This window comes from Candidatus Saccharimonadales bacterium, assembly GCA_035697325.1.
Lineage (GTDB): Bacteria > Patescibacteriota > Saccharimonadia > Saccharimonadales > Saccharimonadaceae > JALRBM01.
This window is the reverse complement of record DASSDB010000004.1, coordinates 303,684-316,882: the sequence shown is the minus strand read 5'-3', so window position 1 is coordinate 316,882 and position 13,199 is coordinate 303,684. Positions and strand designations below refer to the sequence as shown.

Below are 13,199 nucleotides of genomic sequence, written 5' to 3'. Positions count from 1 at the left end.
CAGCCTCGTCGCTAAATACGACAGGGCGATAGTTGGTGTGGTGTATACTGCTTTTCATATCCAAAACATTATATCTGTTTTTTAAGGATAAGTCAAAGGGGAGTAGAAGTTAGGGTTGCTTATCGATAGGAGTGGTCTTATAATTTTTTAAGGAGTCAATAGGTGTATATCATACATCTATTGACTAAACGGTGAAAATAGGGTATAAAAATAAGTAGTCATAGCTCAGACACAACAGTGAGAGGACAGGAACATGTTTTCTGGTGGCGGGGTGTCTTCGGACGTGCGACTGTGGGTAGAGCGTGGTTTTGGCCGCCGCGAGATCGTTCCGCGGATGCTGGCCGCTGCGCCCAGCCTCAGTATCATCAGCACGGGGAAGCAGCCTATCGAGGGAACGTCGATTTTGGACTACCCCAGCCTGTCGACACCCGAGGGTATCAGAGCAATCAACCGACTCATCGAGGCCAATGGCGTGGATGCGCTGTGGCCTCAGCGTGCTGCGCATTACGATCTCAGCGACGTGAACGCTGAGGTGCATGCTGCCGCGACTCCAGAGGTGATCGCACTTGTTGACGACAAGGCACGATTCGCTGAATGGCTTGGTGACGACCCATTTCGGGCTGACACCACTGAAGTGATAGGGGCTACTGGTGTTGCCAGCGAGTACGCTCGTCGGCACGCCAACGGTCAGGCAGTGTGCGTCAAGCCCGTGGTGGGTGTCAACGGTGAGGGCTACTGGCACTTGAGGGAAGCGGAGCAGCCCTCGACTATGCTGGATACTCCCGAGAAGCGAGAGATGCACCCGGAGCTCTACCTCAAGGCCATGGAGCTGTACGAGCGGGACGCTGCCCAGCAGCGACTGATCGTGATGGAATATCTCCCCGGTCCTGAGGTAAGCAATGACGTGCTGTGCTGGCGCGGTATTCCGCTCTTGCACGCGGCCCGAACCAAGCTGGGCAATCACACTCAGCGTATTCAGTCGGACCACCCCACCATCCCTCATGCTTACAGAGTCGCGGAGGAGCTCAAGTTGCACGGGGTCGTGAGCATGCAGTATCGTCTGGATGCTGAGGGCACCTGGAAGATGCTCGAGGTGAATCCTCGGCCCGCTGCTGGCTCCATCAATAGTGAGGACGCCGGATTCAGTATCCTCACCGGCTGGGCGAAACTTGTGGGAAAACTGGCAGGTCCTTCGGATCTCGCTCAGTTCCACGGGGACGTCACGCTGGCCGTGAAGCGCATCGCACAGGTTGTGCGGTAGGGCAGTAATGCTCTAACCCGATCTGGTCTTTGTACCTCGCGGTACGCCGCGGATGCCTTAGGAACGCGTAGTTTTCTAAGGCGCCGCGGCTTTATTTTTTTGTCGTTTTTAGTAATAATTTAAATTCCAATTCAAAGGTTCCTATCTATAAGTGATGGGGAAATCTATTGACAAATTTGATATTTTTGCTTTAATATTATATAGATACTAGTCACTTGGGAATTTGGTGAGTAAAACACGCCGATTTAGAGCGGACGGTATTGTTCGTTCAAAAATCGACCTACACATAGGAGGTGTCATGCCTACGAATACCGAGAGTGTCTTGCATCACGCATTGGCGCTGTACGGTCTCACCGTTGTTGATGGTGAATTCCTTGCGGAGAATAGCGCGACGGCGTTGCCGTTTCGCCCCTGGGAATACAGTTCGTTCAAGTACGGTCGTCGCGACATCGCCGAGCACTACGGTAAGGCTCTGGCAGGGATGATCATCGATCACTTGGGTCCCATGGTTTGTGGGAATCAGGAGATCGTCATCCTGGGGACTCCCTACAAGAGGGTTCCCAACGCTGCCAGGATGCTTGCTATCGGTGCTCAGCGCCACATGCGTGCTGCCGGCTTGCCGGTCACGTACACCTACATCTATCAGCACCGTCTGGTGGAGGGCGACTACAGCAAGCTTTCTGTCGAACAGCGCGAGCTGCGCAACAAGCAGAAGAAACGCTACGTTGATCCGGATGACTTCGCTGGCCGCCACGTGGTGGTCATTGACGACATTCGGATCACCGGTTCGATCGAAAGATCCATCATCCGGTTGCTTGGTGGGATTCCCGTGCTCAGCACGTCCATCGTCAACCTGGTGCGTCTGGATCCGGATGCCGCCAAGAGAGAGCCGCAACTGGAGAGCAAGCTGAATCACTGCGCCATGAAGGGTCTCCGTGACCTGTTGGGGCTGATGAGTCAGCGTGACCAGTTCGTGCTCACTACACGTGCGGTCAAGTACATCCTGGAGTCCTCGGAAGAGGACATCCACTGGCTGCTCGGGCAACTCGACGATAACCAGATCGCTGCGCTTTACGAGGCGATCGTCGACGAGGGATACGACGTCATGCAGTGCTACCGAAGCAAGTTCTCCCTGGTGTGCGACGCACACCTGTAGACCGAAAGGATTGGCGGCATGAAGAGAAACGCCGTAATGCACCCGACCCTGTACACTCCCGCAACCACGTCAGCTTCCAAGTTGGTCAATCTGACCAATGGTCGGGTTGCTGGCGTGTGGCGCGTTGTTCTGTGCACCGAGGACTCCATCCGCCCGGATGATGTTCCCGTCGCACTGGCCACGCTCCGCACTGTTCTGAAGGGTATGGACTCCACCTCGGGTGTTGAAACGTTCGTTCGCGTCCGTAACCCCGAGGTCATGGCCCGGGTTCTGGACCTGCCGGACGTTGACAAGTTGCACGGTTTCGTGCTGCCCAAGGCCGACCCGACCAGCTTTCCCGAGTACGCCGACCAGGTGGCCAAGACGGACCGGTTCCGTCTCATGCCCATCCTGGAGTCGCCGCTCATGACCGACAACAATTTCCGCGCAACGTTGCGGATGGTCCTGAGCGACAAGCGGTATCACTCGCTGATCGACTGTGTTCGCATCGGTGCCAACGACCTCATGGGTCACCTGGGCATCCGTCGCGACGACACGTCGCTCACGGTCTATGACACGCCCGTTGGTGTGACGATCTTCGAGATCATCAACGAGTTTCGTGGCCTGGCTGGCTTCACCGTGACGGCTCCCGTCTTCGAGTGCTATGCGCCCGAGTACGATGAGCTGCTGCGGCGCGAGGTCAGGCGCAACATCATGAACGGGCTGTTCGGTCAGACCGTCATCCACCCCCGACACATTCGGATCATCCGCGACATGTACAAAGTGTCGAAGAAGGATCTGAAGTCGGCTCGCGGCATCATGAAGGACAGCACCGCTGTCCGAGGTGTCGAAGGCAAGATGGATGAGCGTGCTACCCACCTCAAGTGGGCCCAGACCGTTCTGGACCGGCACAGCCTCTTCGGAGACAGCGCTGTCAGCCACGCAATGGACGAAATTCTCGACTGACGGGATAGGAGACATTTCAATGCGAACCTTCGATGCTACGCTCATGGAGCTCACCGTCGTGGACGGAACGGTTCTGTGTGAGGACGGGCGTCCGTTCGACCGAGTGGCCTACAGCCACTTCAAGTACGGATACGTGCCGCCGGCTGTCGAGTACGGCAACGGACTGGCAGCGCTCATCGGTGACCGGCTCTTCAGGCTGGCCCGCGGTGAGCGCATCGTCATCGTTTCGGCACCGTACAAGTATCTGCCCACCGCGTCTCACGCCATCAGCATCGCGATGCTGCACGCGCTGAGCCGTCAGGCCCTTCAGGCCGGCTACGAGCCTCCGTTGCTCCTGCCGTTCCACAAGGCCAACACGGGCAGTGCCGCGTACGCCAAAAGCTCGGAAGCCGAACGGCTCCGGCAGCTGGCGACGATGGGTCTGCACCTCGACGAGAGCCGCATCCCCGGCAGCCATGTGCTGGTGGTGGATGACATCCGGATCACTGGTACGGCACAGAAGGTGTCGGCCGAGTACCTGGAGGCTCTCAAGCCGGCCAGCATCTGGTACCTCCACGCCGCGCGCCTCCCCATGGGCATCGGCAAGGCGTACCCGCACCTGGAGGACGAACTGAACCAGACCGTGACACACAGTCTGGAGGTCATCCTCCAGCAGGCGACAGCTGGTCAGTTCGAGCTCAACACTCGAGTTCTGCGGCTCATCCTGGAAACGGATGTCCGTGAGCTCAGAGGGTTTGCCGAAGTGGCGCCCCTCAACCTTCTGATGGAAATCCATCAGGCCGGTATGGGAAGTGGACTCGTCTACTACCAGCGGCACCAACAAGCTCTGGAGATCGTCAACGACGGTCTCCAGCGGCGTGTCGGGAACCGAAAAACCGACTCATCCATCAGCTGACAAGAAGGGGAAACGATGTACAAGATTCCTGCTGGCGTTACGGTGCTCAGCTTTGACATCTGGCAAACGCTCTTCTCGGGCAACCGCAGCTACACGTGGCCGCGGCTTCAGCTCGTGTTTGGCCACGTTGGCATTCTCGACTTCGGTCGGGAGGCCATCACCGCCGCGTATCTGAAGGCGGAAGAGCACCTCAACCGGAAGGCCGAGGCCACTGGATTCGACACCGGTATGGCGGATCGGATCCGCTACGTGTTCAACGAACTCGGTGTCACCGACAAGGAAGTGCCGGACGAGCAGACCATCGTCGAACTCCAGAAGGAGTCCGGCATTCTGCGCGTCCGGCCCGAGTACTTGCCCCGTCTCATCGAGGATGACCTGCTCGACACCTTCCGCGCTTTGCGCGATGCCGGTTACCGGTTGGGTACACTCAGCAACACCGGCATGGGTGACTGCAACATGGTCAAGCCCGTCCTCAACCACTACGGCCTGGACAGGCTGTTGGACGTGCAGCTGTTCTCCTGTGAGGATGGTCGTGCCAAGCCCAACCCGGGCATTTTCCAGCGGATGGTCAAGGAGTTCGGCGAAGAGCCTCAGAGCGTTCTGCATATCGGCGACAACGGCAACGCGGACTACCGTGGTGCCATCGACGCCGGCCTGCATGCCGCGCTGTACGCACCGAAAGGTTCCAGGCGGACCCACATCAAGTCGATGAAGGAGCTGCTCGGATAGGACGAACAAAACACTCTCCCCGGAGTGCATAAAACCGCAGTAATGCGGTGTGTGAACGCAGTCAAGAACTGTTAGTAGCGAGGGGTCGTGCGAGTACGACAGCGGTCGTACAGGGCGCGTGAGACTATCGAGCCAAAGAAATTTGGATATGGGTCACCACGTGGCGGCAAGAGTATATACGATAGAGACGAATGTCTTACGCGTATATGCTCTCGCCGCTCTTTTAATGCTTGCTTGTGCTGAGAAGCCTAATATAGGGCTACTTTTGCCAGCAGCCCATTGCAACTATTAGGGATGATTCCGAACAATTAAATATACATTTAAATGTTTACGTTGGTTAAACCGTTAAACCTATATTTAATCAGGGGATGGGGCCCCGCCTCGGTGAAAAAGAGGCGGGGCAACGGCTGAAAGGCCGTTTTTCCCATCGGAGGGCGGTAGGGATCAGACGGTGATGAGCTCGCGCTCGCCGTTTTTCTTGTGCTTCTTCGCCTCACGCACCGACCACCAGACGCTGGCGCCGATGAACGTGAGACCGATCGAACCGGTGACGACCTCCGGCAGTTCGATGTGGTACAGCTTGAGCAGCATGACCACGCCGAGAGCCAGGATGGCCCAGAATGCACCGTTCTCCAGGTAGGCGAACTTCCCCAGGGTCTTGGTGCGCACCAGGTGGACGGTCATGGACCGCACCCAGACCGCACCCGCTGCCAGGCCCGCCACGATCAGCAGAACGCTGATCGTGATGGCGAACGCACCGATCACGCCGTCGAAGCTGAAGCTCGCGTCCAGCACCTCGAGGTAGAGGAAGCTGGAGAAGGCTGCCATGCCCACCTTGACCTTGACGCCGCCGTGCTCGTCCTCCTCGAGCTCCTTCTCGAAGAACGAGTCGAACAGGTCGAGCACGATGTGGAGCAGTAGGCCGAGGACGGCCGCCACGAACACCACGCTGCGCTCGTCGGGGCTCACGGTGAAGTAGATTGCCACCGCGGCTGCCAGCATCACGCCGATGCCGATGTTGTCGAACCGTCCTACCGCCGCCAGCTGCCGTTCGAACGGGAGCCAGTGGATGTCCTTCTCGTTGTCGAAGAAGTACGACAGGGCGATCATCAGCAGGAACGTCCCGCCGAAGGCTTCGATCATCGGGCCCGCGGCCGTCAGTTCACGGCCGTACTGCGCCGGATCGGTGATGGCCAGGTCGGCCACCTCCAGGAATCCGAGGCCGGTCGTGAGCTGCACGATGAAGATTGGCAGCGCGAACCGGACCACGAACACCGCGATGAAGATACCCACGGTGAGGAACAGCTTCTGCCAGAACGGCGACATGTGCTCCAGCACCTTGGCATTCACCACGGCGTTGTCGAACGAGAATGTCACCTCCAGGATCACCAGCACGAAGCAGATGAACAGCGCGGCCACGCCCGACAGAATACCGACGAATGCCAAGATCAGCACCGTCAGTGTCGCCGGGAACCAGAAGGACCGCACCAGACTGGGGGACGACTTCGTCGTCACATTAACCACCTCCAATGGTTTGCGATTAATCCAGCGCGACAGGATGTCGCGGGGATATCTTTAATATTATATCACTAATTTATATAAAAAGCAATAGGGGATGACGCTCCACTCGGCTCGAAGATGATCTCGCTGAAGCACGGCGTGTGCCAGCGTCTTGAGAATTTCGCTATTTATCGATCTATATCAGGTCAAAAATTGTAGTAGTCCGTTCGGGAGCTATCAGCACGAATGTGCGATAGCTCCCGAACGGGAGACGTTAACGATCAACGCTCAGCCGGCGAGCCGGCTCCTACGGAATACTGGTCAGACCAGCACGCCCTTGTTCGTGGCCTCCCGGATCCAGGAGTCCCACTCGTCGGCCATCGCGTCGGCGAAGACCAGGTCGGAGCAGGTGCGCAGGTCGATCGGGTTGTCCTTGTTCGGCTTGCTGTCGACGTTGTCCAGCAGCCGCTTGCTGTTGGGCAGGTCGTCCAGCTCGTCCAGGTACCGCACGGGCTGGACGGCCAGGAACTTCAGGAACGCGGCGTACCGCGAGAGCTCGCACACCACCTTCGTGGTGCTCGAACGGTCGTTCGGCTCGCCGTCGGTGACGACGATGACGAACAGCGGTGCGTCCGACTCCTCGGCCATCCGCTTGACGGTCTCGAGGGCCGCCGCGAGGTTGGTGCCACCCATGTCGCGGGGGCGGTAGATCTCGCGGTTCACGACGTTCTGGTAGTTGGCCAGGTTGACGTTCACCGTCTTCTTGACGCGGCTGTCGAACGGGATCACGGGGATCTCACCGTCGACGTCGATCTGGAGGGCGAACCCGAGGGCCCGCTCGACCAGCTGCTGCACCGTGCCGTCCCGGTAGTCGGGGGCCATGGAGCCGGAGTGGTCCAGCACCAGAACGGCCTGGGCACGGATGCCGGCCAGGTCGCGCTTGGACAGCGAGACACCGGCCTTCGCGGTCTTCTTGGCGAGGTCCACGCCGCCCTGTGCCTCCACTTTCTCCAGGCTGACGGCCGGGGCCCCGGTGGGGTCCTTGGTCAGGCTGACGGGCTTCGCGGGGGTCAGGTTGTTTCCGAACATCGGTAAAGCCTTCCTTCGAAGTGTGAAGTAGAGGGTGGAATCCAGGGACGAGGAAATATTTCCTCGTCCCTGGGGTGAAGCAGTGGGCTTGGATCAGCCGCCGATGTTCACGCCGTAGTCCTTGGCGAGACCGCCGAGGCCGTTGGCGTACCCGTCGCCGATCGCGCGGAACTTCCAGTCGCTGCCGTGGCGGTACAGCTCGCCGAAGACCATGACGGTCTCCGTCGCGGCGTCCTCGGAGAGGTCGTACCGCGACAGCTCCTTGCCCGTCGTGGCGTCGACCACGCGGACGAAGGCGTTGCGGATCTGGCCGAAGTTCTGCTTGCGCTCGGCGGCCTCGTGGATGCTGACCGGGAAGACGATCTTCTCGATCTCCGCCGGCACCGCAGCGAGGTTCACCTTGATCTGCTCGTCGTCGCCGTCGCCGTCGCCGGTGAGGTTGTCGCCGGTGTGCTGGATCGAGCCGTCGGCCGACTTCAGGTTCCCGTAGAACACGAAGTGCCCGTCCGAGAGAACCTTGCCGTCATCCTTCGCCGCGATCGCGCTGGCGTCGACGTCGTAGGCCTGGCCGGTCGTGGCGCGCGCGTCCCAGCCGAGGCCGACGACGACGTTCGTGAGCGTGCCACCCGCTTCCTTGGTGAGGTTGACGTTGCCGCCCTTCTGCAAGCTGACACTCATGGAGTGTCCTTTCCGCGGTTTCCCGCTGATCGCGATGCCGCTTCCTGCGGACACCAGATTGTTTGCGATTTGTTGCAGCCACATTCCCACAGGAGTGAGAAGCAGCGGGGTGAGCTCGTAGTCGTTGGTGTACCGACGTGCCTCCTGCCGGTGGACGACGCAGTGAAATTGCAACGCTGTGCCATTCCACGCACTGACTTGAAGCCAGTCGTCCGATCCGAGGGCGGCCAGGCGGTTTGCCCAGTCTTCCACGACGCTCTGCGGGACGTACTGCTGACCCTTCTTGGCAGCGTGCTCGTAAGAGCGTGCGTCCATTTGACGAAGGATTTTGTACAGCACGTACCATCCTCGGTTTGTCACCGAGAAGTCTGCCGAACCGAACTTGATGTCCGCCAGGCCGATGTCGGCCCGGGTAACAGATTGCCACCAAGTCGACATGCCTAACCTCATCTAGTTGTTGTAGGGGGTTGATCGTTGTTGTCCCAGCTCTTTTGAACTGGTATAAAACGATAAATAACGAAATGAATTGTTAAATATGCAATGCCTCCAGACATAAAAAGAAGCCAAGGTTCTAAGGCCTTTGCTCCCGTTGTTCAGGGCGATTAAAGTAATAATACCATTTTATGAATGGTATTGCAACTACTTTTTTATTAAATTCTTTTCTATTGACGACAACACTAAATAATAGTATAGTATATCAGTCCGAGAGACGAGGCAGGGGAGTACCCTCCTCAAAAACGAAGGCGAGGTTCAAATGAACATCGACTGGAAGCGTGCGGTTCGGCTGCCCATCTGGGCGATCGCGCTGGCGCTGACGACGGGCGTGCTGTCCGTGTTCTTCGCCCCGGGGGCGTTCAAGGTCGTGTGGCTCGTGTTGGTCGCGGTGGCGATCGGCACGGTGTTCGTGCAGTTCAACAGCGAGATCAAGCGGCTGAAGGACAAGCACGTCGGCCAGGACCTGGACAAGGCGGCGCTCAAGAGCGACGTCATGCAGTCTCAGCCGGTGGCGTTGTGGCTGGTGATCCTGCTGGCGCTCGCGCCGCTGTGGCTGGTGATCGCGCTCATCAAGCTGGTCGGCTTTCTGATCGGCTTGGCGCTGGTGGTGCTGTTCGTGGCACTACTGGTCGGCGGGGCGCTCCTCGCCTACAAGGTCGCCAAGAAGCGTAACTTCCTCTAGGCCTCTCGTGTGGAGGCGGGACATGAGAAACCGTGTCCCGCCTCCACATCCCGGTGCTACAGCGGTTCTGTAGCAAAAAAACTGAGCTGATAATAATTAATTGTCATCTCAGTTTTTTTATTGAAACTGTTTAATGAGTTTTGCGACGAAGCTTTTTAGTGATAAGAGTTGTAAAGATAGCGATAATAACGGCGAGAAGGAGAGAGCCAGGGATAACAAAACTTGGTTCACTAAGAAGCATACCGGTATTTGGTGCGGTAGGTGCTGTCGTTGTTCCGCTTGTACAGCCCTGCTGGTAAGCACCGCAACTATAGGTGCCTGTGCCGTAGGCTTGTGCAAAAAAAGTGGGGGTTTGAATAGCTGTATTCGTAACCGTTAACATACTATTAGTTAAAAGCATAAGGATAAAAAAGGCAATAGGAAGTTTGTCGTGCCGGCCACCTCTCACAGTAGATGAGGTGGCCGGCGGAGCAAGTACTAGAAGGTGTGTGCGTTCAGGAGCACGACGAAGGTGCTGAGCTTGCGGTCAAAGGCCGTCTCGATCGACTCACCTTTGCGCCCGCCCACATGAGTAAGGAACAAGGAGTCCACCATGTTGAGCGGACCACCGGTGCGCTCTTCGAGCAAGAAGGGGAGAATGTCGTTTCCCCTGTTTGCGCTCGAAAGAAAGACGAACCGGAGAAAAAACAGCGGATGCCGCTTCAGTGTCTGCTCCACCAGTTTGGTCAACTCGTTGGGGTCAGTGATTTCGAAATCACTGACAATGGTGATCAGGCCAGGTTCACTTGCCGGCAGTGCGTCGATCGCCATCTGGAGGGCGGGCGCGAGCGCAACGCGATCGGTGAGGGGTTTCACGAGGTCTTCCAGGCGGTGCCTGGAGGTCGCATTGAGCCACGCGAGCGTAGGCAGGTCTTCGTGTGCGGTCAAAAGCGGGATGGACACGTTCTTTGCGTAGATCTTCAACTGCGCGAGAAGCTGGTCGAAATGGCCCTGCAAGGTCTGGCCGAGCAGGAGGAAGCGATAGCTTGAACCGCCGTGGACAACCATCGCGCCGTTGAACAGTCGCTTATTCACGTTAAGTACACCTTAGATATCCCGAAATGGAAATATGCTCCATTGTCACGGGTGCGACAACAATTAAATAATACTATAAAGTTGAAAAAATCGCCATTATGCGGATCTATGAGAATCCAGGTGGCTACCCAAGAAAGGCGGCCACCTGGATTTGCTCCTACGGATGTACTAGTGCTCGAGGAGCTGCCGAACACATCTCGTGAATTCGTCTTCGACGGATTCGTCGGCGTAGTCGCGCATCACGGCAAATTTCTTGCCGTGAGAAGGGTGCTTGCTGATCAAGTACTCGAACCACGCCTTCGTTACGACGCTGGTTCCGACGGTTACCAAGATCAAGTAGACGTCCGGTCGCAAGAGCCCCAGTTCGCGTTCGAGAATGATGCGGCTGGTGCCGTCCTCACACTCACCGCTACTCATGCAGAAGATCAGCTTGGTGACGCCGCTCTCTGTGCGGATCAGAGGCCAGAGCTCCGGGTTGGCGAAGATGTCGAAAATCGACGAAACCGATCTTTCGGTGCAGGCAACCGCGCCCATGTCTCAATGAGAGGATTCAGTTTGCTGACCACGTCCTCGGCCATTCCTCTGTGTTGGGCCATTGGCCCACTGTTGTCGATGAAAACGATGCTCTCGATGTATTTTTTCACGGAGAGAAGTCCCATTCATTCGTAGGGCAAACCAGAAAGCCACTTGGGTCATGGCTATAGCTAGTATGTGCGGTGCTTCGTACCGTGTCAAACACCTTGTTGTATCTGGGCTATTGTGATAAAATTAATCCGTAACAATTTTAATGACACAACTTTTGGCGTACTCCTTTTATCTAAGAGGGCCGAAAGTGAGGAACAAGGAGTTCTAAATGGCAGTATCTGTCGATATTAAAGCTCTGCTCGAAGCAGGTGTTCACTTTGGACACAAAACGAGCCGTTGGCATCCTAAAATGGCGAAATACATCCACAGTAAGCGTCAGGATAGCCATATTATTGACCTAACCAAAACGGTTGAAGGTCTTGAAGCCGTGCTTCCTGTGATTACCAAAGTGGCCGCAGGTGGTAAGCAAGTACTTTTTGTTGGTACAAAAAAGCAAGCTAAGGATATTGTTAAGGCCGCGGCCGAGCAGGTAAATCAGCCGTATGTTACCGAGCGCTGGATCGGCGGTATGTTGACCAACGTTGCTACTGTGACTGCTCAAATCAAGAAGCTCAAAGACCTTGAGCGTCGCATGGCAACAGGTGACCTCGAGAAGCGCTATAACAAGCTTGAAGTACAGCGTTTCCAGGAAGAAATCGACGAACTTAACCTTAAATATGGTGGTATCAAAGACCTTAATGGCAAGCCAGGGATAGTTATTGTTCTTGACGTTATCGCTGATGCGAATGCGGTTCGCGAAGCTAAGAAAATTGGTATCCCTGTAGTCGGTCTTGTAGACACTAACGCCGACCCTGATATGGTTGATTATGTTATCCCTGCGAACGACGATGCAATCAAAGGACTTCAGTTGCTCCTCGATTACTTCAGCGCGGCTGTTGCCGAGGGCGCCGGAGCAGTAAAGAAAGAGGAGAAATAATGGCTGTTTCTATCGAAGATATCCGTAAGTTGAAAGAATTAACAGGCGTTGGTCTTACTGATGCTAAGGCGGCTCTTGTTGAAGCAGATGGTAATTTCGACAAAGCTCTTGAAGCGATGCGCAAAAAAGGTCTTACAAAGGCTGAGAAAAAAGGTGACCGCGAAACACGTGAAGGCATCATTGATAGCTACGTTCACAGTGGTCGTATCGGTGTGGTTGTGGAAGTAAACTGCGAAACTGACTTTGTGGCACGTCTTGATGATTTCAAGAAGGTTGCTCACGAAATCGCAATGCAAATTGCTGCTATGAACCCTAAGTACGTTACCGAAGCTGACATTCCAGCAGAAGAAATGGAGCGGGTAAGGCAAGAAGCCGAAGATCGCGTAAAAGCAGAGGGTAAACCCGCCGAAATCGCCGAGAAGATCGTTGAGGGTCAGGTGAAGAAGCATTTTGCCGAGCAAGTGCTCATGAGCCAGGGCTTCATCCTTGAAGATGGCAAGACAGTCGAGCAATATATTAAAGAAAATATTGCAAAACTGGGTGAGAACATCGTTATTCGTCAGTTCAAGCGCATCGAGCTTGGCGTCAACGAATAAATAGTTCAATTCATTAGTAAAGGCCAGTTCTCTAGAAACTGGCCTTTTTGGTTACCATCAAGTGGCTGCGAGAAGAAGTTCGCGCCACTGCGGATTGACTCGATTGACGTGCCTGGACAATGTCCTCAGGTGCTCTTTGACGTTTTGACTCTCTTTGGCGTCAAACTTCTGGGCACGCCCAGGAGTTGTTGGACCCTGGACGAAGATCCATACCTCAAGATCGTTCCAGACACAAACCTGTAGTACATATTTCTTCGCATGCCAGACGGCTGTAATACCGTTTTCGCCGTCAGACGAAATGTGCGGAAAGACCGAAGAATCCTCGCAGATCTCGCGCAAAACCTCCCGGAGGCGCGCGGCCACAGTCTCATTAACCTCAAAACCTTCGTCACCGCGCGGTGCCTTGTAGCGGACGATTTTTCTCAACCACTCATCGATGTAGTCCCAAACCACAACGTCATTGCCAACCATGGTAGGCCTCTCTGCTTGGTATGCGGTTAACCGTTTGGAATTGTAACGAGGAGTAAGGAGAAGGTCA

General features: G+C 56.0%; 15 protein-coding genes. 9 read left to right on the top strand and 6 right to left on the bottom strand.

The window, feature by feature from the left end; genetic code table 11:
• Positions 1–253 precede the first annotated feature (253 nt).
• The 5 genes from VFH06_05580 (at position 254) to VFH06_05560 (ending at position 4,986) form a co-directional block, all read left to right on the top strand.
• Positions 254–1,261, top strand: coding sequence for an ATP-grasp domain-containing protein (locus tag VFH06_05580; protein ID HET6747550.1), 1,008 nt, complete (start codon positions 254–256; stop codon positions 1,259–1,261).
• 298 nt (positions 1,262–1,559) lie between these two features.
• Complete coding sequence (locus VFH06_05575; protein HET6747549.1) at positions 1,560–2,417, top strand: phosphoribosyltransferase family protein; 858 nt, start codon at positions 1,560–1,562, stop codon at positions 2,415–2,417.
• A gap of 18 nt (positions 2,418–2,435) precedes the next feature.
• Positions 2,436–3,362, top strand: coding sequence for an HpcH/HpaI aldolase/citrate lyase family protein (locus VFH06_05570; protein HET6747548.1), 927 nt, complete (start codon positions 2,436–2,438; stop codon positions 3,360–3,362).
• A 19-nt stretch (positions 3,363–3,381) separates the two neighbouring features.
• Entirely contained in the window at positions 3,382–4,257 is an 876-nt protein-coding gene (locus VFH06_05565; GenBank protein HET6747547.1) for a phosphoribosyltransferase family protein, read from the top strand.
• Positions 4,258–4,272: 15 nt separating this feature from the next.
• Positions 4,273–4,986: an HAD family hydrolase gene (locus VFH06_05560; protein HET6747546.1), complete on the top strand. Its 714-nt coding sequence runs from the start codon at positions 4,273–4,275 to the stop codon at positions 4,984–4,986.
• A gap of 444 nt (positions 4,987–5,430) precedes the next feature.
• Here VFH06_05560 and VFH06_05555 read toward each other — a convergent pair whose 3' ends face one another.
• The 3 genes from VFH06_05555 to VFH06_05545 all read right to left on the bottom strand — a co-directional run bounded on the left by VFH06_05555 (position 5,431) and on the right by VFH06_05545 (position 8,691).
• Positions 5,431–6,501: a DUF475 domain-containing protein gene (locus VFH06_05555; protein ID HET6747545.1), complete on the bottom strand. Its 1,071-nt coding sequence runs from the start codon at positions 6,499–6,501 to the stop codon at positions 5,431–5,433.
• 306 nt (positions 6,502–6,807) lie between these two features.
• Positions 6,808–7,575 (bottom strand): VWA domain-containing protein, encoded by a 768-nt coding sequence (locus VFH06_05550; protein ID HET6747544.1) that lies wholly within the window; start codon positions 7,573–7,575, stop codon positions 6,808–6,810.
• A 93-nt stretch (positions 7,576–7,668) separates the two neighbouring features.
• Positions 7,669–8,691 carry a TerD family protein gene (locus VFH06_05545; GenBank protein ID HET6747543.1) on the bottom strand — a complete coding sequence of 341 codons (1,023 nt, stop codon included), beginning with the start codon at positions 8,689–8,691 and terminating at the stop codon, positions 7,669–7,671.
• 316 nt (positions 8,692–9,007) lie between these two features.
• On the opposite strand from VFH06_05545, the gene VFH06_05540 reads away from it, so the two are divergent.
• Positions 9,008–9,430, top strand: a complete 423-nt coding sequence (locus VFH06_05540; GenBank protein HET6747542.1) for a hypothetical protein — start codon at positions 9,008–9,010, stop codon at positions 9,428–9,430.
• Between the two features lie 130 nt (positions 9,431–9,560).
• Here VFH06_05540 and VFH06_05535 read toward each other — a convergent pair whose 3' ends face one another.
• A complete protein-coding gene (locus tag VFH06_05535; protein HET6747541.1) occupies positions 9,561–9,812 on the bottom strand; it encodes a hypothetical protein in 252 nt (83 codons plus the stop codon).
• 95 nt (positions 9,813–9,907) lie between these two features.
• Positions 9,908–10,504, bottom strand: coding sequence for a hypothetical protein (locus tag VFH06_05530; protein ID HET6747540.1), 597 nt, complete (start codon positions 10,502–10,504; stop codon positions 9,908–9,910).
• Positions 10,505–10,624: 120 nt separating this feature from the next.
• Here VFH06_05530 and VFH06_05525 point away from each other — a divergent pair, with 120 nt between their 5' ends.
• From VFH06_05525 to VFH06_05515, 3 genes are all read left to right on the top strand, one after another.
• A complete protein-coding gene (locus VFH06_05525) occupies positions 10,625–11,173 on the top strand; it encodes a hypothetical protein (GenBank protein HET6747539.1) in 549 nt (182 codons plus the stop codon).
• 184 nt (positions 11,174–11,357) lie between these two features.
• Positions 11,358–12,065: a 30S ribosomal protein S2 gene (rpsB, locus tag VFH06_05520; protein ID HET6747538.1), complete on the top strand. Its 708-nt coding sequence runs from the start codon at positions 11,358–11,360 to the stop codon at positions 12,063–12,065.
• Positions 12,065–12,661, top strand: coding sequence for a translation elongation factor Ts (locus tag VFH06_05515; protein ID HET6747537.1), 597 nt, complete (start codon positions 12,065–12,067; stop codon positions 12,659–12,661). The genes rpsB and VFH06_05515 overlap by 1 nt, the downstream gene beginning before the upstream one ends.
• Positions 12,662–12,718: 57 nt before the next feature.
• Here VFH06_05515 and VFH06_05510 read toward each other — a convergent pair whose 3' ends face one another.
• Positions 12,719–13,132 (bottom strand): hypothetical protein, encoded by a 414-nt coding sequence (locus VFH06_05510; GenBank protein ID HET6747536.1) that lies wholly within the window; start codon positions 13,130–13,132, stop codon positions 12,719–12,721.
• Between the last annotated feature and the right edge of the window lie 67 nt (positions 13,133–13,199).